Raw genomic sequence first — 20,636 nt, forward strand, 5'->3', positions numbered from 1 at the left:
TATTTATTCACTCCGTAATTCTCGCTGGTATTCCACAGCATCCTGACCCCACTTTATTTTCCCCGAAAACCGGCTCACATCCAATGGTTGTCCAGTAGGTGGCTTGATTTTGTCCAGGGCTTCCTTAATCTGTTTAGGCGTAGCGTCCTTTTTTAGCCGAATAGTCATAATAGTTTGTTCGTATATCTGTCCCAAAGATAACTGTCCTAAACCCAAAAAGTGAGTTAGTGAAATCATTGTAAGTTTATAACAATTGCGTTCTAACTAAGATTTCACCCCTCCCCTAACCGCTTCCCATTCAAATACTTCCGAAGCGGAATATCGTACAAGGTCATGGCGATGTACGCTTGTGCAATCATGAAAACGGTGGTTAGCGATATTATCAGGAGAAGCTCCTGGGTGTCGAGTTTGTGATTGCTGATGTAGTAGGCAAATAGCCAGATGGCCCAGTAATGCGTCATGTATAAGGGATATGATAATTTCCCCAGAAATTCGGAGAGATTGACCATGTTTGGCGATAACGTCGAACCCGCTCCCAACGAAATAATTAGCGGAAAATATAGTAACACAACCAGCGCTTCGGCCAGCCAATTCCAGCTACCATAAGGCATCAAAAAGGCAAACGATACTAAAAGGGCCAGACCTAAAAAACCGATTTTGTTTTTGATAATCCAGTTGGCGCGGTAGATGAACAATCCCGCCGAAAACGAATAGGAAACACGGGCGCAGCCATCCCAGAAATTGTCCTTACTCCAGCCGCCCATCAGATTTCCAGTCTGGTAGCTAATCCAAAAGATCCATGCGCCTGCCAATATTGTCAGCACGGCCAGATAACGACGATTGAGTCGGCAAAGGATAAGTGCATAAACCAGATTGGCGACATACTCCCAAAACAGTGACCAGGCAGGGGCGTTGAAGCCAAACAGGTTAAAAACACGCTCTTTCATGACGGGAAGCGGAATCACCAGAATTGAGCAGGTAAACAGCAATACAAGTTTACCGATCGTGTAGGCCCCCGAATTATCGACAAACGGGTCGGCCAGAAAAGCAATCAACCCCAACACAGACCCCAGAATAACCAACGGATGCAACCGGATTAGTCGGGCTTTTAAGAACTCCGTAATCCCTATTTTTTCAATTCGGTCATCATAGGCATAGCCGATAACAAATCCGGATAAGCAGAAGAAAAAGTCGACAGCCAAAAAACCATGACCAATAACGTTCTGGCGAGGATCGGGGTAGACGCATTCCATGAAATGAAAAATCACTACCGCAAACGCTGCAATGCCTCTCAATCCATCCAGAATGACAAAATGCGATTTTGGCTTTAGAAGCCCAGGAATAGTGGAATTACCGTCAGAAGGCCCGACGTTTAGGTTGGTCATGCTAGTCTTGGAAGGACAAAAGTTAATCAGAGTTGTATACTGAATGGAAGCAGCTCTATGGTAGTAGCAAAAGTACATTGTTTTGTTTTCTGTTCTTTTTTAACCGCACTCGCTAAGCAAAGCTGTTTTTTATGACGATTAAGATGAGGTATGATTTTGTTGTTTTCAGCTAAAATTGTACTTAAATCACAGAAATCATAAAAATCAGCGGTCTATTGACCCTTAAGCGTATGCAAAAACTTCGTTATACGGCCACTTTGGTCGTATCGATACTGGCCGGAATGGCTTTAGGCACTTCGTTCGCCCAAACTAAAGAAATGTACAGTGCTGAACTTATGCGTGGCCTCTCGAACAAAGGGGCGCATGTAACGAAACCATACATTACAGCCGGGGATCGAACTTACATTGTCGGCACACAAAACGGCGATTTCCCTGATCTGGGGTCGCATGTGAAAGGAGAAATGGGGGGCTTGTGGATGGCTCCGATCAAACTGCTGGATGGTTTCTGGTTAAAATTGACGGATTCAGACAAAAACGATGCTACCTGGCTAAAAGATGCCAGCGAGTTTATCACCTATCCCTACGGCAACAAATTTTCCTATAAACCTGTGCTGGATGGCATTCAGGTCGAGCGGTTCCAGTATTGCCCACAAGGCAAAGAGGGAATGGTTATTACCTATACGCTCAATAATACGACCAATAAACCGCGTCGTTTACAATTGGATTTCGTCGTCAAAACAGACGTTAGCCCCGTTTGGTATTCGCAGGAAAACAATATTATTGACGCGCCCGATTCCATCTCCTGGAATGCCAAACGGGCGGTTTATTTGGCAAAAGACACTAAACATTCGTGGTTTACGGTCTGGGGGTCTTCCGTACCCGCTAGTGGACACGCGCTCAATGTTCCGACGCCAACGGAAACCATTGGCCTGGGCAAGTCAGCCTCATCAACGCATTCGGTGGTCCTTAAACCCAATGAACACCTTACAGCCGTTTTCGTTGTAGCTGGTTCTACTAAAACCAGCGAGATGGCGCTTGCTAGTTATGAGGCTATTCTAAAAAATCGGAATCAGTTACTGCGTGAAAAACAGGCGCATTATGCAGCTATTATTAACCGGGCCAAAATTGACATTCCAGACAAGAAACTTCAGCAGGCCGTCAATTGGGGGAAAGTCGATACTGAGTGGTTAGTTAGCGATCTGACTGGTATTGGTCGTTTTCTGGGTGCTGGGGCCATTGAGTATCCCTGGCTTTTTGGCTGCGACAACTCCTATGCGCAACAGGGAGTCGTTGCCTTGGGTGGGCACGACCTGGCAAAATCTACACTCAGAACAATCAAGCAGGTTTCCGAGAAAACGAACGCCAATGGCCGTATTATCCACGAAATGTCGTCCAATGGATTTGTCGGCAATAAAGGCAATACGCAGGAAACGGCCCAGTTTGCCATAGCGGTCTGGAAAGTATTTGAGTGGACGGGCGATGTTGCTTTTCTCCGGGAAATGTATCCGTATATTCAGAAAGGAATCCATTGGCTGTTAGTGGATCAGGATAAAAATGGCAATATGTTTCCTGAAGGTTATGGCATTATGGAGGTGAAAGGGCTGAATGCCGAACTCGTTGATGTAGCCGTATACACACAGCAGGCGTTGGAAGTAGCCGCTAAAATGGCTGCCATCGTTAACGACCCAGCTTCCCAAAAAGACTATGCCCAGAAAGCCGCGCTGCTGAAAAACAAAGTCAATACATTGTTCTGGGATGAAACCGAAGGCAGCTACTGCGATTTTTATGGCACTCGCGAACAGGCCATAAAGACGACCAAAGGAGCGATAGAACAGGTCCAACTCGATCTTGATGCGGATAAACAGTCAGCATCTTTGGCTAAAAAACAAGAGTTTTATAAAAAGCTGCTTGCACATCTGGAAACGCTCCCCGCTGGTACGCAGAGAGGGTGGTTTACCAATAAAAACTGGGTGATCAGCACGCCGATCGAATCGGGGATTGCCCCGTCGGATAAAGCCATCCGATTGCTTAACAAAGTGCGCACTGAACATACCGGGGAGTATGGCCCCTACCTATCGGCCGTTGAACGACGGAATATGATGACCATTGCAACCGGTGTTCAGGCAGTAGCGGAGGCCGCCTATGGACGTACGGATGAATCCCTGTGGTACGTCAATAAAATTGTGGAAACATTTAGCCGAGTCCTGCCCGGTTCTATTTCCGAAATGATGCCCGATTATGGGTGCCCTGCTCAAGCCTGGACAATTTACGGGCTGGCGGTACCGCTCATTACCCACGTTTTTGGTGTGCAACCCGATGCCTATAAAAAAGCGATCGCATTTTCGCCACACCTGCCATCGGGCTGGGATTCTATCAGCCTGACCGAACTCCCGGTTGGCGATAACCTGATTTCGTTTGCCGTACAAAAATCCGGCAAAGGCCTCCAGTATACGCTTAACTCAAAGAACGCAGACTGGCACTATACGCTTAAACTCGCGAATCTTCGGGGTAAGAGCTACGTATTGAATGGGAAGACATTAGTCGCCAATTCGGACGAGCTGCCTATTCAGGGTAAATCAGCTACGTTACTGATTCTGGATTAATCTATAAATGACGAGTGCTTGTCTAATTTAGATTCTAGAGATTCTTTTGCTTCTAATTGATGGATTACACGCTGATTATCAGCAGAATATCACCAATAGAATCTACTTTGGTAAAGCACGAGTCCCGAACTGGATTAACGGCTTATGGTTAATCCAGCTCGGGACTCGTTTATTGACTCTAGTTAAATCGCAATTGGCTTATTTCCAGCCGCCACCCAATGCCCGATAAGTATTGATCAGGGCATGCATTTGCTGCATTCTGGTTTCAATAAGCTCCATTCTGGCCTCAAGTACATCACGTTGAGTCAGCAGCACCTCCATATAATCGGCTCTGGCAGATGTGAATAACTTGAGCGATATGTTGGTCGACTGGGTAAGTGCCTGCACCTGATTATTTTTCGCGTCGTATTTTTTACTCAGATTATCAATATTTGACAACTGATTAGCCACCTCTATATACGCATTCAATACCGTTTTCTGGTAATTATAAACGGTCTGGATTTGCTTGGCATTAGCACTTTTGTATCTGGCCGTAATGTCATTCTTGTTAACAATAGGCCCAACTAAGTCGCCAGCTAATGAAGCGACCAACGCTTGCGGAGTATTCAGCAGATACAACGGGCTATAGGACATCACGCCTAAAAATCCTCTCAGATTGAGTGATGGATAAAAGTTTGCTTTTGCGACACTGATATCCAGTTTAGCCGCTTCCAGATTCCATTCGGCCTGTCTGATGTCGGGCCGATTGGCTAACAGTTGCGATGGAATGCCCGCCTGGATTTTAGGTGGCACTAAGTCGCTAAAACTTTGCGAATTCCGCTGAACATGCTGCGGAAAACGTCCCACCAGAAAGTTGATCCGGTTTTCTGCTTCAACAATTTTCTGCTGAATTTCGTACTGAAGGCTCTGCGTTTTAGATACTTCAGCCTCAAATCGGCGAACAGCCAGTTCGGTAACCTTAGCCGCTTCTTTTTCCTGCTTGGTGATCGACAACGCGTTGTTCAGGATAACCAGGTTACGCTGAATGATATCCAGTTGTGTATCCAGCGCCAGAAGTTCATAGTATGAGTTGGCGATTTCGGCAACCAGATTGGTTACCTGGAAATTTTTCCCTTCAATAGAAGCCAGATAACTCGCTACAGCTGCTTTCTTGGCATTCCGTAATTTGTGCCAGATATCCACTTCCCAGCTAGCTGTGGCACCAAAATAGAAATTCGGCAAAACAGCTGGAGTGGGGACCCCCGGTTTTATTTCTGAAATCTCATCACTGGCCCCCTGACTGGTGTACCGGGATACTTTGTCAATACCAGCTCCACCACCCAGACCAACGAAAGGTCGGTAGGCCCCGCTTCTGGCGAATACTTCGTTGTTGGCAATCTGGATTTCCTGTAATGTAATATTAAGTTCCTGGTTGTTATACAACGCCGTGTCAATCAGGGCCGCCAGATTGGCATCTGTAAAATAGTCCCGCCATCTGGACTGCCCTGTGTTGGTGCTATCCAGCGAGTTATTGTAACTCGCTGGCACTGCTTTATTCACATCTTTCTGGACCAGAAGTGGTACCGTACAAGAGGCAGCGAATAGAGTAATAAACGTTACTCCTAATCCGCTTACTATTCGTTTATTACTCATTGATTTCACTTTCTTCAGGTTGGTGGAAACTGTCTACTGAATGAACCAGGTTTTCAGTTAAGGAACTATCATCTTCATCTTTAATCATCTTCCTGCCATCGGCCAGACTACCAAATATGTAGTATAGTCCAGGGATGATGATGACCCCAAAAATGGTTCCGAATAACATACCGCCCATGGCCGATGCACCAATCGTACGGTTCCCAATCGCACCAGCTCCTTTCGCAATGATCAGCGGGATCAGACCAGCTACGAAAGCGAAGGAAGTCATCAGAATCGGGCGGAAACGAACCTTGGCACCCTCAATAGCTGCGTTCAGAATGGTTTCACCCTGCTGACGTTTCTGAACTGCAAATTCTACAATCAGTACGGCGTTTTTACCCAACAGACCCACCAGCATGATCAGACCGATCTGGGCATAAATGTTGTTCTCCAGCCCCATTGCTTTTAAGAGGAAGAACGAACCGAATATACCAACCGGCAGCGAGGTTAATACCGCTAACGGAATGATGAAACTTTCGTATTGGGCCGCCAACACCAGATAAACGAAGGATACCACAATCAGGAAGACAATCAGCGTCTCGTTACCCCGAATCGATTCGTCGTACGAAAGACCTTCGAAGGCAATGTCATAGCCTTTTGGCAGGGTCTTCGCAGCAACTTCCCGGATGGCCGCGATGGCATCTGCCGTCGTGTAGCCTTTCGCTGGTTGTCCCTGAATAGCCGCTGAATTGTACAAATTGAAGCGGGTAATTTCGTTCGGTCCCTGGCCTTTTTTCAACTTCATGAACGCTGAGTAAGGCACCATTTCGCCCGCGTCGTTTTTAACGAACAGCTTCAGAATATCAGAAGGTAGTCTTCTGAACTCAGGATCAGACTGCACGTATACCTTGAAGAACTGGTTGAATTTAATGAACCCTTGTTCGTAGGTACTACCGATCATGATGTTGAGGTTATCCATCGCTTTACCGATCGATACACCTTTCTGCATGGCCAGGTTGTTGTCAATTTCCAGTTCGTACTGAGGATAGTTGGCTGCAAAGAAGGTAAATAAGCCCATCAGCTCTTTCCGTTTGCCCAGATCTTCCATGAACTTTTTGTTCACCTGATCAAATTCATGGTAGTCTGTTTCGGTGTTTTTATCCAGCAAACGCATGGAGAAACCGCCTGATGTACCGAAACCTGGAATAGCTGGTGGCTCGAAGAATTCGATGGTCGCGCCAAGGTTTCGTGTTTTCCCTTCCAGCTCTTCCATGATTTCCTTTACGTTTTTAGAACGATCGCCCCAGGGCTTGAGGTTGATCAGACAGGTACCGGCGTTAGAACCCCGACCTTCTGTCATGATCTCGTAACCAGCCAGTGAAGACACCGATTCGATACCTGGAACCTCTTCGCAAATTTTCTGAAGCGACTGAGAAACCTGGTTGGTTTTTTCCAGCGTGGTGCCTGGTGGCGTCTGAATGATGGCGTAAATCGTGCTCTGGTCTTCGTTCGGGATAAAGCCTGCTGGCAGAATCTGGTTCTCGTAGGCAATGCCCAGACAGAAAGCGACTAAGATCAGGAACGTAACGAATCGTCGGTTAACAATCAGTCGCAACAGACCTACATAGCGTCCAGTCATCTTATCAAAGCCCCGGTTGAAGCTATCGATCATCTTGGTCAGAATATTTTTCTTCTGCGCATGTCCATGATGATTTTTCAACAACATGGCGCACAACACAGGCGTCAGTGTTAAAGCGATCAACGCCGAAATTACAATAGAGCTAGCCATCGTAATCGAGAACTGACGATAGAAGGTACCAACCGGACCCGTCATGAAGGAGATCGGCAGGAATACCGATACCATCACCAGCGTAATGGCTATAATAGCACCACTAATCTCACCCAGTACTTGCTTAACGGCCCCAAAGGGAGATAAATGCGGTTTTTCTTCCATCTTGGCGTGCACCGCTTCCACGACCACGATGGCATCATCGACCACGATACCGATAGCCAGTACCAACGCGAAGAGCGTAATTAAGTTGATGGAAAGACCAAACGCCTGAATCACAAAGAACGCACCAATCAAGGATACCGGTACCGCAAGAATTGGAATCAGGGTTGACCGCCAATCGCCCAGGAATATAAACACCACGAAGGCCACCAGAATAAACGCATCCCGCAACGTATCAATTACCTGCTCGATCGATGCATCCAGGAAGTTCGAAACGTCGTAACTAATTTTATAATCCACGCCCGGCGGGAAGGACTCCTTCATTATTTCGAGCTTATGCTTCACCTGCTCGATTACATCGCTGGCATTACTACCATAGTTTTGCCGCAACACGATAGCCGCCGATGGGTGTCCATCCAGATTGGAGTAGATGTTCACGAATTCACTACCCAATTCAACCCGGCCAATATCCCTTAAGTGAATGCTTTCCCCCTGCGCGTTAGCGCGAATAATAATACTTTCGTATTCCTTGGGTTCGCTATACCGTCCTTTATACGTAAGTACGTATTCAAGCGATTGGGCAGCAATACCGGAGCTTTGACCAAGTCGGCCCGGCCGACCAATGATACTTTGCTCCCCTAAGGCCTTCATTACTTCTTCTACCGAAATGTTGTAGGCCCGCATCCGGTCAGGGTTCAGCCAGACACGCATGGCATACCGCCGACTACCCAATATTTGTGCTCTGGCCACCCCTTTCGTCCGCTGGATTTCGGGGATCATTTTAACCGTAGCGTAGTTGAACAGGAACTTCTCGTCAATCCCCTTTTCTTTGGCGTAGAGGTTGACGTACATCAACATACTAGGCTGGATTGGCGTAATAATAACCCCTTCTCGTTGAACCAGCTCAGGCAAGAGCGGCATAACCTGGTCAACCCTTGTTTTTACCCTGATAACGGCATCGTTCGGGTCCGTTCCCGGTTCAAAAATAATCCGAAGGGTAGCTTCACCGGCGCTGGTTGCATCGGTTGCTATGTAACGCATGTCCTGAACCCCGTTGATCGCCTGTTCCAGCGTAATCAGCGTTGATTTAACCAATACATCAGCACTGGACCCTGGATAGTCAATAAATATGTTTACGGTAGTAGGCGCAATATCCGGGAATTGAGAAATCGGCAACTGCTTGATTGCCAGTACACCGATAAAGACTATCATGATGGATATCACGATAGCAAATACCGGTCTACGAATAAATTGTGTGAACATATCTTTTGCTTTAAGTAAATGAATAATTCAAAATCGGGGCCGCCCGTGCGGACTAATGTATAATGAGTAATAGCCTGATAATGAATTGACTTCCATTGTCCATTAGTCATTATACATTAACCATTTACTTACTCGGCATATAGCCCCAGATTCGAGATAACAGCAGCAGGCTGCACGAATTTGTATTCTATTTTTTCGTTCTCTTTCACCTGCCGTAAGCCTTCCAGAAGGATCTTATCATCTTTGCTCAGACCCGATCGAACAACAAAAATGTGTGGCATCTCTGCGCCTATCGTGATCTCTCTCGACCGAATTTTGTTGTCTTTATCCACTACATATACGTACTTCTTTTCCAGAACCTCGAACGTAGCTTTCTGTGGGATGATCATGGCGTTTCTAAGCGGCAGAGTCATCTGAATATTGCCGGTTTCGCCGTGCCGTAACAAGCCATTTGGATTGGGGAATGTAGCCCGGAAAGCAATGTTACCAGTTTCATTGTTAAAGTCGGCCTCAATCGTTTGAACCACACCCGGATAGTTATAAATCCGTTGGTTGGCCATCAGTAAGTTTACACTGTTCAGATTTTCCTGCTGAGCGTGCGTTTTGTAATTCAGGTACTCGGCTTCCGGAACGTTGAAATACACCCACATTTTACTGTTATCCGAAAGTGTGGTTAGTAAATCACCTTCGTTAACAAGGCTTCCCAATCGTACCTGAAAGTGATCCATGATTCCATCGAAAGGTGCTCTTACTTCCGTAAAGCCCAAATGCACTTTGGCTAACGATACTTCAGCATTTGCCTTATCGAGCTTCGCTTTTGCCAATGCTAATTCGTTTTTCGAAACGATATTACTATCGGCCAGCGCTTTGGTGTTTTTATACTCAACACCAACAAAATTGGCTTCCGCTTCTGCTTTTTGTAATTCAGCCTGATATTGAATCGGCAGAATCTGGAACATCAATTGCCCTTTTTTGACGTATTGACCTTCATCCACAAAAATCTTCTGAAGGTAACCCTTTTCCAGCGCCCTTAACTCGATGTGCTGGATAGACCTAATCTGACACACATACTGATTTGTAATGGTCGTGTCTGTCAACAAAGGGCTGCTGACCGAATATTTAATTTCCTCCTCTTTTTCCTCTTCTTTATGAGTACAGCTTGTATAACCTAATAACGTACACAAGCTTATAAGCATTAGCATCAGACTTCTCTTCATGATAATCTAAATTTATTACAAGAAACTTTTTTAAAATTTTAATAAGTGAGCGCTAGCCAATTTGTTTTGTTGTCGAACTTTTTGATTTTCAAGACCTACATCAGCCCGTCTGGTTTTTTCTACGACTGCAGTTAACGGGTAAACCGAGCTTGACAAAGCTACTAAAAGCGACCATGACTAAAACATTTTTTCATGTAACGACTAAATCATAGGCCGGTTGATCTGATCCCATGTCCGTAGAGTATATGAATTTTTCAAACGGATTGTCGGCGGCTTCGGCAAGTTGAAGAAGGGCTCGCTGGGCACAGAGAAATCAATGGGACCTAGACGCCAATGGGCTTAGAATCGACTTACACAAAGGTATTTTACCAGTACGCGGACTACATTAAAAAAAACTTAAGACCCGATTAGAAATTCTTTAAACAATTATTTTTTTTTGGACAATACCGTGTCAGGCACAGGCTATTCTGATTTTCATGCGGTTTTAATTGTACAATTTAAACAAATAGTTGTTATTAAAATTGACTTAAGCAAAATTGGTTAAAGAATGATGAAAAGAATATTAAAAACGGGTTAGAAGTCATTTTAATCATTTCCGGAAAGAATATGGTTTATAAATTTGGCAAGGTCAAAGCGCTATTCTTATGCAAATCTTACTGGTTGACGAAGATGTTAAACTGGCAATGTCTCTGAAGCGTAGCCTAAGGGAGTATGGCTTTAAGGTTTCTGTAGCGCTCGATGGAGCAAGTGCCCGAAAGCTAATCGGGTTTGGGGGGATTAATTTGATTATAACCGAAATTAATCTGCCCGATATGAGTGGCTACGAACTTTGCCGTGACATCCGGTCTCAGAATATCCAAATCCCTATTATTATCCTCACCACTCAGGGAGCTATTGAGAGTAAACTGACCGGGTTTGAAACTGGCGCCGACGACTATGTGGTTAAACCTGTCGAGTTTAGCGAACTACTCGTTCGAATTAAGGCGAATATTAAACGTAGTTACCAATCCTACGATGTTGAACTAGCTGAGTCAACTCAGCTAACGATGGCTGATTTAACGCTCGATCTTCGAACAAAGACAGTCAATAGGGCGGGAAATAAACAGATCAACGTGACACCCCGCGAATTTGCCTTACTGGAGTATTTCTTACGAAATAAAGGAACGGTACTCAGTCGCGAAGAGATTACGCAGAATGTTTGGGAAATGCCGACGAACGTTGGCAACAATTTACTCAACGTATATATGAACTCGTTGCGTAAAAAAATTGACAAGGATTTTGACATAAAGCTAATCCACACCCGGAAAGGAATCGGTTTTGTCATGAAAGAATACGACAAATATGACAATGCCTAAACCACGCTGAGTTTGTCTCAAGTAGCGTAATTGGAGAGTCTCTTGTTGTAGAACTGACCGATAAAACGAAGAAGAGGCTTTATACGTCGACTGGTTCGGAATCGCTGAGTAGTGTTGGTAAACGATTAGATTTACTTTGTTGTCGATTTTTTTAGCTTACTGAGCGTAATTGGTACTGTCGGCCGCTGTCTGGGTTTGTGCACTGAGCGTCCAGAAAATGCCAGCTACAACAAGAAATCCCCATTTGTTTACCCGTTCATTTATAGATAAGAAGCTCATCATTCCTTTTCTAAATTGGGTAGGAAAGCGGTTAATATACCCAATAAAGGCAAAAACGAACACACATAAAAAACGTAGTTGATGCTTGTCTCGTCGGCAAGTTTACCAAGCAAAGCCGACCCCAGACCGCCCATGCCAAAAGCAAAACCGAAGAATAAACCCGCTATCATCCCCACCTTTCCGGGCATCAGTTCCTGAGCGTAGACAATAATGGCCGAGAAGGCTGATGAGATTAATAAGCCAATACACACAGAAAGTACACCTGTCCAAAACAGATTTGCGTAAGGCAGCAGGAGTGTAAACGGAGCGGCTCCCAGAATAGAAATCCAGATAATGTATTTTCGCCCAAATCGATCGCCCAACGGGCCGCCCGCCAGTGTTCCAACAGCAATTGAAGCCAAGAAAATAAACAACTGAATCTGAGCACTTTCGACCGATAGTCCGAATTTGTCCATTAAGTAAAACGTATAATAACTGGTCATTCCTGCCAGATAGAAGTACTTGGAAAAAATCAGTATCAGCAGAATTGCCATCGAAGCGATGATCCGGGCATGACTTAAGCCTACCCGATTCTCGGTAAGGGTTTTACTTACTTTGGGCAAAGCAACTGTTTTATACCACTGCCCTATCTTCGTCAGCAAAACAATTCCGAATAAGGCAACTAAGCCAAACCACATCACACTTCGTTGCCCAAATGGAACAACGAGCAAGGCAGCCAGCAAAGGCCCTAATGCACTCCCCGCATTACCACCCAGCTGAAAAATCGATTGAGCCAATCCCCGTTTTCCACCCGACGCTAAATAGGCAACCCGCGAAGAATCGGGGTGAAAAATAGAAGACCCGATTCCGATTAGGCTGACAGAGGCCAAAATCCAGTAAAAACTCGATGCGTAAGCAAGACTTACCAGCCCCAACAACGAAATACCCATGCCGAAGGCCAGCGAAAAAGGCTTAGGGTGCTTATCTGTATAAAAGCCAACAAACGGTTGAAGGATTGAAGCCGTTAACTGATAAGCTAACGTCACAAGCCCAATTTGGGAGAAATCAAGATGGAAGCTAACCTTAATCAGCGGATAAATAGCAGGGATGATCGCCTGAAGCATATCGTTCAACAAATGAGCCAGGCTAATTGAGTACAAGACCGAATAAGCAGTTTGCTGAATACGTTCTTCGGGTTGCTGGATAGGCGTCAGTTGTCCATTATTCATCATATCATCTGATGTTTAAACCTAAAAAAATTAATGTTTCAGAATCTGGGTTGCGTAGTTCAGCGCTTTTATCTCATCACGCTCTTTAATACTCTGAAGCAGTGCTTTATGCAGACCGTTAGTCTGAACAAATGCCTTTGTATCCGGATAAATCTGCAGAAACCAACTTTTCAGACGATCCGAAAAAGCTTGATACATATCGGTCAAAATAGCATTACCCGATGCCTCGGCAATGCTTAGATGAAAGTTAATATCGGCCTGTATGCATTCTTCCAGCAACCCGTCATGCGCTGCCTGAACACGTTGTGCCAGAAATTCTTCCATACGCTCAAGCTGTTGTTGTGTACGGTTGATGGCAGCTTTCTGCGCAATTTTCACTTCAATCAGTTGCCGTACCTCATCAATGTCGCTGGCTTCAGCTCGCTTTAAGCGTTGGTCCAGTGTCTCATTACTAGATGAATACGCCTTAATAAATGTCCCAACACCTTGCTGAACGCGCAGCAAGCCCGAATTCGCCAGCATGCGAACGGCTTCCCGAATGGTCGATCTACCGACACCGTACTGTTTCATCAGTTCGGGTTCGGTAGGCAGTTTCTGATCGGCCACGTAATGCCCTAATTGAATGTAGTTGCTGATCTGATTCGCAACTTCTTCGGCAAGTGACCGTTTTTGTATTGGGCTATTCATCATATCATCTGATGACAAAGGTAGCCTGTTTTTTGAACAGGTCAACTTTTTTTATACATTTCCATGTTCCACGCCTTTATTGCCTTACCCTATTGATTATCCGGCTGTAATTGTAAATACCGGCGTTTCCTGAAAACGGGAAGCCACAATAAGCTTGGTGTTGCCCATATGAGGCATAAATAAATCGCTGGCTACCTGCGGACAATTATTGTCTTTCGAGAGGTGAGCCAATAGCACGTGGCTCATGTAGTCGGGCTTGTGTGCTCTGAACAGATCCAGTGCCTGCTGATTCGACAAGTGCCCCTTTCCGCCCCGAATCCGTTGTTTAAGGAAATACGGATAACGACCATTTGCCAGCAAATCATCGTCGTAGTTGGCCTCTAGAAAGGCCGCATGACATTTCTGGAAATGATGAATCAGATGCTCACAGGGAGCACCAATATCTGTGAAGACGCCCACATTCGTTTCTTTGTAAGAGACCAGAAAACTATGTGGATCACTGGCATCATGCAATTTGGGGAAGGCCGTAACACAGAGATCGCCAATCCAGACCGGCTCGTATCCCCGCAAGGCCCGAAGTGGGAACGTTTGAATGGAAAAGCCCGAATTTTGTAACGTACCGGGTGTGATAAAGACCGGCAACTGATATTTTTTAGCAAGTTGAGGAATACCCCGGATATGGTCGGAATGTTCGTGAGAAACAAAAATTGCCTTCACCTTATCCATCGATAAACCCAGACGCAGCATCCGCCGTTCGGTTTCTTTACAGGAAATACCCGCATCAATCAGGACTGCTTCCCGGTCATTTCCAACGTAATAGCAATTTCCGTTACTGCCCGAATTTAAGGAGGTAATAAACAAACTCATGATAATCTAACAAGCTACGTATTGACAATGATTCTGTAGATTCTATCGATTCTAAACGTTTAGAATCGATAGAATCTACAGAATCAATTTACTCTGTTAGACGAAGATACGCCTTTATCAGGCATGTGCAGGCTGTTCACCCTCTTTCGGGTCGTCTTTTTTTGCATTCGCCTTTAAGGCCGCCAGCCCTTTCTTGCCATAGGCCAGCCGGGTAATGCCAACATATAAAACCGGCACAACGAAAATAGCCAGTGACGTAGCAGCCAGCATACCGCCTAACACGGTACGGCCAATGGTAGCTCTGGCAACACCCCCTGCCCCACTTGCCAGGGCCAGCGGGAATACCCCCAGGATAAACGCCAGCGATGTCATCAGGATTGGGCGCAATCTCAACCGAACGGCTTCGATAGTTGATTCGAGCAAGTCCTCCCCTTTATCGACGCGCTCTTTGGCAAATTCCACGATCAGGATGGCGTTTTTGGCTGCAAGACCAATCAGGGTAATCAGACCAATCTGAGCGTACACGTTATTGGTTAGATAAGGGAACAGAATGAGTGCCGTAATCGCCCCTAAAGCCCCAATTGGTACGGACAGGAGTACGGAGAACGGCACCGACCAGCTTTCGTATAAGGCAGCCAAGAACAGGAACACGAAACCAACTGACAGCATGAAAATGTAAATCGAACTACTGCCCGCATTGATTTCCTCCCGGCTTAGTCCACCAAAGTCGTAAGCATAGCCAGCGGGAAGCACTTTAGCCGCCACTTCCCGAAGAGCGTCGTTGGCCTGGCTACTGCTATACCCTGGTTTAGCAACGCCATTCAGTTCGACAGAGCGGAACAGGTTAAAGTGGGATATCAACGGCGCGTTCTCGATTACACTGGTTTTGATTACTGTGCTAATGGGCACCAACTGACCCGCCCCATTGCGAACATAATATTGATTAAGTGCCTTTATATCATCCCGGTACATGGTATCGGCCTGCGCAACGACCCGGAATTTGCGACCATAAATAATGAAATCGTTGACGTACTGACTTCCCAGCAACGTTTGCATAGTCGTGTAAACGGAGCTAACCGAAATACCCAGTTTTTTACATTTATCCCGATCAACATCGACTCGATACGCAGGCGATTTAGCCGTGAAATACGTAAAAGCGCGGCCAATTTCCGGGCGTTTGTTAGCCTCAGCCAGAAAATTCTGTACAACCCCATCAAATGCCTGGACATCATCATTGGTTTCGCGCTGTTGAATCTCGAAAGTAAACCCTGACGATTGGCCCAACCCCGGAATAGCGGGTGGTTGTAATACCTGTGGCCGAGCATCGTTTAAGCCCGATAATGCCTTCTGTAGCTTCACCACAAGTGAATCGGCCTGCATATTCCGCTCCTTCCGCTCCTCCCAGGGTTTTAAGGATATAAAGACAGTCCCGCTGTTTGATTTAGACGCGAACGTAACTGCGTTCAGACCACCCAGAGCCGCAAAGTGAGCAACGTACGGCTGCTCTTTCAGCGTACTCATTATCTTGTTGAGCACCACCAAACTACGAGTCGTAGAAGCCGCTTCGGGAATTTCAAAGGTAACGATCAGTCGGCCTTCATCTTCGGTTGGAATGAAGCCGGTCGGTTTGGCGCGGAACAATAAGCCAGTGCCAATATAAACCACAACCAGACCTACAATAACTAGTGGTGTGGCTTTGATGAGCCGCTTCACGCCATTGGAATAGGCATTCGTAATCCGCTCGAACCACTGATTAAACTTGTAAAACAGCTTGTTCAGCCCCGTTGCTTTTTCATCAATGTGCATCGGGCGCAACAGCAGTGTACACAAAGCGGGGGTCAGCGATAAGGCGACAAAAGCCGAAATCAGTACCGACACCGCAATCGTGATCGCAAATTGCTGATACAAACGGCCGACGATACCCGGAATAAAACCTACCGGCACAAACACAGCGGCCAGAATCAGGGCGATAGCAATAACGGGAGCCGAAATCTCACGCATGGCTTCTCGGGTAGCCTCCTTGGGTGTCATGCCCTTATCGAGGTTAACTTGTACGGCTTCTACCACCACAATGGCATCATCCACCACAATCCCGATCGCCAACACAAACGCAAAGAGAGTCAGCGTGTTTATGGTAAAGCCCAATGGCACAAACAAGGCGAATGTACCCACAATGGACACCGGAATGGCCAGCAAGGTAATAAGGGTAGCCCGCCAGCTCTGGAGGAACAAAAACACAACAAGGATAACCAGAACCAATGCTTCCAAAAGCGTTTCGACCACTTCGGAGATAGACACCTGAATCACCGATACCGACTCAAAGGGAACGACATATTCAATGTCTTTGGGGAAGGTTTTTTTCAGGTTGTCCATAGCCGCATACACACCTTCGGCAGTGGCCAGCGCATTACTACCCGGCAACTGATAGACAAGCAAGTACGAAGCCCGTTTGCCATCTACGAACGAATTGCTGGCATAGGAAAATTTACCCAACTGCACCCGCGCAACATCTTCTAGATACACAAGAGACCCTTTCGAGGGATCGCTACGAACAATGATTTTTTTAAAATCCTCCTCCTTACTTAGTCGGCTATTGGTAAAAACGGAATACTCAAAAGCCTGCGAAGCGGGCTGGGGCGAAGCACCTACCGAACCACCAGCCACCTGAAGGTTTTGCTCCTGTAAAGCAGCAACTACGTCGTCGGGGGTCATTCCGAGTTGGGTCAACCGGTCGGGTTTGAGCCAGATACGCATACTGAAATCATCGGCCCGGCTGAAAATATCGCCCACACCTGGTACCCGTAATAAGGCATCCCGAATGTAAATGTTTGTGTAGTTATCCAGAAACGAGACATTGTGCGTACCGTTTGGCGAATAAATAGCCACCAGCATAAACAACGATGGATTCCGTTTACGAACCACAACCCCCAGACGCGTAACTTCCTGTGGTAATTGTGGCTGAGCAATACCAACGCGATTCTGCACATCCAGGGCTGCAATATTCACATCGGTACCAACCTTAAATGTCACGTTCATGGTCATTCGACCATCGTTCGTGGCATTGGTCTGTACGTAGTCCATACCCGGTGTACCATTCACCTGCGTTTCGATGGGTGTAGCCACGGTCTGTTCTACCGTCTGGGCATCGGCACCCGTATACGTACCCGTCACCTGCACAACCGGCGGTGTAATATCGGGATACTGACTGACCGGCAAACTCAATAAGGCCAGCACACCCAACGCAACAATCACAACGGATGCGACTATGGCCGTAACGGGTCGATTTATAAATATTTCTGCGAACATGTCTTTTTAGGAGTGAGGAGTGGGAAGCGAGGAGCGAGAAGGCTGACACATCAGCAACTCCTCTCTCCTCATTTCTCGCTCCTATTACTTACTTTACTTGCACCTTTGCTCCATCCCGAATTTTCTGCGTGCCCTCGGTTACAATGGTTTCGCCTTCGGTTAGGCCATTTTTCACGATTACCTGACCGTTAATGCGAGCACCCAGAGTCACTTTTTTCTGACTGACCTTACTGCTATCGCCCACCACAAACACAAAATATTCGCTCATCTGCTCAGTTACCGCCTGGTACGGAATCAGCAATTGGGGCTCCCCACTGCTGTTTTTCACCCGAACATTGGCATTTAGGCCCACCTTTAACTGTTTATTGGCGTTTGGAAAGGCAACTCGAACCCGCAACGTACCGGTTTGGGGATCAACCGCCCGGTCAATGATTTTCACAGTACCAGGATATGGGTATTTACTACCATCGGGCAACATGAGTATCAGCGTTGAATCGCGGACGACATTGGGCTGGTTCTGTAATTTGAGAAACCGTGGAATCTGCGATTCATCAATCTGAACATCTGCCGCAATCGGATTGTCCGACGAGATAGTATTGAGTGGTGTTGAGCCGGGGGCTACAGCCGCACCTAATCGTACCTGCGAGATACCAATTGTGCCATCCATTGGCGCATAGATGGTTGTGTATTTCAGATTTGTTGCCACTTGCTGGATGGTAGCCTGAGAAGCTTCAACCTGCATTTTGGCCGCTTCCAGGGTAGCGTTGGCATTATCGACCAGTTGCTTGGCTACCGCATCCTGCTGCGCCAGCGTATTGTACCGATCAGCATCTTTCTGAGCCCGGTTTAGGTTGGCTTTCTGCACATTCAGATTGGCTACAGCCTGATCGTAGGTTGCCCGATATTGCTGAGGGTCGATGGTATACAGTTTTTGTCCTTTACTAACGTGTTGACCATCCTGAAAAAAGATCCCCGTAATATTTCCGGCTACCTGCGGCTGAATATCCACCTGCAGAAGAGCCGTTACGGTCGCCGGGAATTGATCATAGTAAACAGCACTGCCTTTAGTAACCTTCACAGCCGTTACTGCAGTAGGAGGTGGTGGGGCTTGCTGTTGATTTTTATCTCCGCCACAGGCGGTAAGTAACAAGGCCAGGAAAGATCCCGAAATGGCCAGATTTATAGGATGCTTCATAATTTTTTGTGTATCCAGCCCAAAAGTCTGATACATTATTTTGGATAGAACTACCGAGTTGGTAAGCCCGGTATCAGGTCAGTTAGTATCAAATCTGGATTACGCCGAGGGATCGCTGAACGTCTAATTTGCTGACTAGCACTTGATACAATGCGTTAAATACATTTAGTCGGGCAGTGCGAAGATCGGCTTCAGCAATGGTCACGTCCAGGTAGGTTTTGATGCCAGATCGATATTGCAGGTTAATAACCCGGTATACATCTTCGGCTAGCTGCTGATTTTCGACCAGTGCCAGATAATTCGCCAGGTTACCTTTATAGTTGGCTAAAGCCGTTGCATACTCCGCGTCGACAGCACTATTCAGGGCGGCCAAATCCCAGTTAAGTCGTTGAACCTGCAACTCTGCAATTTTTGTCTGATGAATACGCCGTCCTCCCTGAAAAATAGGTAGTGTTAGTGTTAAGCCAACCAGTGAGTTCGGAAAGGAAAGACTGTAAAGCTGCCCGAATGAACTATTCTGATACAACAAGTTATAGTTGCCAAAGGCCGATACCGAGGGTAAATAGGCCCAGCGATTGTAACGAACATTGGCATCCAGCAATCGGCCCTGCGTTTGCAAAAGCTGATACTCAATTCGGTTTTGTGGATTCACCAGTTGCAACGTATCCAGAGCAACTTCGCGAACCAGTTGCAGGGTATCATACGACACGGCCAGTTGGCTGTTCGGTGGATAGCCCATGGTTTGTTTTAGCGTCTGGTATTTGGCCCCAATCAGATCTCGATACTGCTTTCGTTGGGCCAGCGAATTGTTGAGGGCAATCTTCGCTCGCTGGGGATCGGTTTTGTCGACAATACCACTTTGATACTGGTTCGTCGCGTCCTGTAAACTGCGCTGCAATCGGGCAATGTCCTGACTCAGAATATCAACCTGACGTTGCGTCAGAATCAGGTCATAAAATGCTTTGCTAACATTGACCACCACATCAATCTTATTTTTGACGGTGGTTTGTGTAGCCTGCGTCCGATAAACATCAGCAGTCCGACTAGCTAATAAAACATCCCGATTAAAAATACTTTGCGTCACTGAAAGCGAAGCTGTCGAGGTGTTGGCCGCTCCCAAGCTTACCGGCTGTTTTTCGCCCGTAGTGGCGTTGGGAATGAGTGTAACGGGTAGTTTGAGGTAGTGAAGCAGATTGTACGAAGCATTGATTTGCGGATACCAGGCGGCTAATGAACTTTGCACGGTACGTTCGGCAATATCCTGATCAATAATCGATTGGCGAACAACTGGCTGATGGCCTAAAGCGTACTGAATGCAATCGGCTAAATAGGCTTGCCTGGCTAAAGAATCCGTTGTTTTCTGAGCTACTACATCAATTGAAAAAAACCACCCAATCGTAAAAAGAAAGGCAATAAACGTTTTATTCATACAGAACACCCGTCGTTCGAATATAGTCAACAGCGTGTACTACTTACAACTCGTTCGAGCAACCATTTTGTTCGTTCATGGCCAATAAATTAGCGATTGGAATAAGCTACTTAAGTAATTCTGCGAACCTGCCTATCCGTAAAACAACTTTCTTTATTATCCTGATAATGAAGCGATTTAACCAGTGGCTAATTTTTGAACGATGCCAGTAAGCGCCATGTTAAAATATCTTTAATCTGTTCATTTAGGCCTCTGACAACCCTAAAACGTCCAGCCA

At 46.2% G+C, this 20,636-nt stretch carries 14 protein-coding genes; 2 read left to right on the forward strand and 12 right to left on the reverse strand.

Annotation, left to right across the window (positions count from 1 at the left end):
* Window positions 1-3 precede the first annotated feature (3 nt).
* Both ACYVGR_RS28310 and ACYVGR_RS28315 read right to left on the reverse strand, forming a co-directional pair.
* Complete coding sequence (locus tag ACYVGR_RS28310; protein ID WP_460963166.1) at window positions 4-168, reverse strand: hypothetical protein; 165 nt, start codon at window positions 166-168, stop codon at window positions 4-6.
* 104 nt (window positions 169-272) lie between these two features.
* Entirely contained in the window at window positions 273-1,385 is a 1,113-nt protein-coding gene (locus tag ACYVGR_RS28315) for an acyltransferase family protein (protein WP_460963168.1), read from the reverse strand.
* Between the two features lie 230 nt (window positions 1,386-1,615).
* On the opposite strand from ACYVGR_RS28315, the gene ACYVGR_RS28320 reads away from it, so the two are divergent.
* Entirely contained in the window at window positions 1,616-3,988 is a 2,373-nt protein-coding gene (locus tag ACYVGR_RS28320) for an alpha-L-rhamnosidase-related protein (protein ID WP_460963170.1), read from the forward strand.
* A 198-nt stretch (window positions 3,989-4,186) separates the two neighbouring features.
* On the opposite strand, the gene ACYVGR_RS28325 is transcribed toward ACYVGR_RS28320, so the two are convergent.
* From ACYVGR_RS28325 to ACYVGR_RS28335, 3 genes are all read right to left on the reverse strand, one after another.
* Complete coding sequence (locus tag ACYVGR_RS28325; protein WP_460963172.1) at window positions 4,187-5,620, reverse strand: TolC family protein; 1,434 nt, start codon at window positions 5,618-5,620, stop codon at window positions 4,187-4,189.
* Window positions 5,613-8,816, reverse strand: a complete 3,204-nt coding sequence (locus ACYVGR_RS28330) for an efflux RND transporter permease subunit (RefSeq protein WP_460963174.1) — start codon at window positions 8,814-8,816, stop codon at window positions 5,613-5,615. Before ACYVGR_RS28330 ends, ACYVGR_RS28325 begins: the two co-directional genes overlap by 8 nt.
* A gap of 128 nt (window positions 8,817-8,944) precedes the next feature.
* Window positions 8,945-10,033, reverse strand: coding sequence for an efflux RND transporter periplasmic adaptor subunit (locus ACYVGR_RS28335; RefSeq protein ID WP_460963176.1), 1,089 nt, complete (start codon window positions 10,031-10,033; stop codon window positions 8,945-8,947).
* 644 nt (window positions 10,034-10,677) lie between these two features.
* On the opposite strand from ACYVGR_RS28335, the gene ACYVGR_RS28340 reads away from it, so the two are divergent.
* Entirely contained in the window at window positions 10,678-11,388 is a 711-nt protein-coding gene (locus ACYVGR_RS28340; protein ID WP_460963177.1) for a response regulator transcription factor, read from the forward strand.
* Window positions 11,389-11,544: 156 nt separating this feature from the next.
* Here the strand turns inward: ACYVGR_RS28340 and ACYVGR_RS28345 are convergent, their stop codons facing one another.
* The 7 genes from ACYVGR_RS28345 to ACYVGR_RS28375 all read right to left on the reverse strand — a co-directional run bounded on the left by ACYVGR_RS28345 (window position 11,545) and on the right by ACYVGR_RS28375 (window position 20,359).
* Window positions 11,545-11,670: a hypothetical protein gene (locus ACYVGR_RS28345; protein WP_460963179.1), complete on the reverse strand. Its 126-nt coding sequence runs from the start codon at window positions 11,668-11,670 to the stop codon at window positions 11,545-11,547.
* A complete protein-coding gene (locus ACYVGR_RS28350; RefSeq protein WP_460963181.1) occupies window positions 11,667-12,878 on the reverse strand; it encodes an MFS transporter in 1,212 nt (403 codons plus the stop codon). Before ACYVGR_RS28350 ends, ACYVGR_RS28345 begins: the two co-directional genes overlap by 4 nt.
* 27 nt (window positions 12,879-12,905) lie before the next feature.
* Window positions 12,906-13,580, reverse strand: coding sequence for a FadR/GntR family transcriptional regulator (locus ACYVGR_RS28355; RefSeq protein WP_460963183.1), 675 nt, complete (start codon window positions 13,578-13,580; stop codon window positions 12,906-12,908).
* A gap of 78 nt (window positions 13,581-13,658) precedes the next feature.
* The gene (locus ACYVGR_RS28360; protein WP_460963185.1) at window positions 13,659-14,429 is read right to left on the reverse strand and encodes an MBL fold metallo-hydrolase; all 771 of its coding nucleotides are present in this window, start codon (window positions 14,427-14,429) and stop codon (window positions 13,659-13,661) included.
* 117 nt (window positions 14,430-14,546) lie between these two features.
* Window positions 14,547-17,735, reverse strand: coding sequence for an efflux RND transporter permease subunit (locus tag ACYVGR_RS28365; protein ID WP_460963187.1), 3,189 nt, complete (start codon window positions 17,733-17,735; stop codon window positions 14,547-14,549).
* Window positions 17,736-17,823: 88 nt separating this feature from the next.
* Window positions 17,824-18,930, reverse strand: coding sequence for an efflux RND transporter periplasmic adaptor subunit (locus ACYVGR_RS28370; protein ID WP_460963190.1), 1,107 nt, complete (start codon window positions 18,928-18,930; stop codon window positions 17,824-17,826).
* Window positions 18,931-19,018: 88 nt separating this feature from the next.
* Window positions 19,019-20,359: a TolC family protein gene (locus ACYVGR_RS28375; RefSeq protein WP_460963192.1), complete on the reverse strand. Its 1,341-nt coding sequence runs from the start codon at window positions 20,357-20,359 to the stop codon at window positions 19,019-19,021.
* Window positions 20,360-20,636: the final 277 nt, after the last annotated feature.

It is taken from the genome of Spirosoma litoris (genome assembly GCF_054776755.1).

Bases quoted from the DNA above. Each gene is read 5' to 3' on its own strand.
- ACYVGR_RS28310 (WP_460963166.1), bottom strand. From the start codon at position 168: ATGACTATTCGGCTAAAAAAGGACGCTACGCCTAAACAGATTAAGGAA.
- ACYVGR_RS28315 (WP_460963168.1), bottom strand. From the start codon at position 1,385: ATGACCAACCTAAACGTCGGGCCTTCTGACGGTAATTCCACTATTCCT.
- ACYVGR_RS28320 (WP_460963170.1), top strand. From the start codon at position 1,616: ATGCAAAAACTTCGTTATACGGCCACTTTGGTCGTATCGATACTGGCC.
- ACYVGR_RS28325 (WP_460963172.1), bottom strand. From the start codon at position 5,620: ATGAGTAATAAACGAATAGTAAGCGGATTAGGAGTAACGTTTATTACT.
- ACYVGR_RS28330 (WP_460963174.1), bottom strand. From the start codon at position 8,816: ATGTTCACACAATTTATTCGTAGACCGGTATTTGCTATCGTGATATCC.
- ACYVGR_RS28335 (WP_460963176.1), bottom strand. From the start codon at position 10,033: ATGAAGAGAAGTCTGATGCTAATGCTTATAAGCTTGTGTACGTTATTA.
- ACYVGR_RS28340 (WP_460963177.1), top strand. From the start codon at position 10,678: ATGCAAATCTTACTGGTTGACGAAGATGTTAAACTGGCAATGTCTCTG.
- ACYVGR_RS28345 (WP_460963179.1), bottom strand. From the start codon at position 11,670: ATGATGAGCTTCTTATCTATAAATGAACGGGTAAACAAATGGGGATTT.
- ACYVGR_RS28350 (WP_460963181.1), bottom strand. From the start codon at position 12,878: ATGATGAATAATGGACAACTGACGCCTATCCAGCAACCCGAAGAACGT.
- ACYVGR_RS28360 (WP_460963185.1), bottom strand. From the start codon at position 14,429: ATGAGTTTGTTTATTACCTCCTTAAATTCGGGCAGTAACGGAAATTGC.
- ACYVGR_RS28365 (WP_460963187.1), bottom strand. From the start codon at position 17,735: ATGTTCGCAGAAATATTTATAAATCGACCCGTTACGGCCATAGTCGCA.
- ACYVGR_RS28370 (WP_460963190.1), bottom strand. From the start codon at position 18,930: ATGAAGCATCCTATAAATCTGGCCATTTCGGGATCTTTCCTGGCCTTG.
- ACYVGR_RS28375 (WP_460963192.1), bottom strand. From the start codon at position 20,359: ATGAATAAAACGTTTATTGCCTTTCTTTTTACGATTGGGTGGTTTTTT.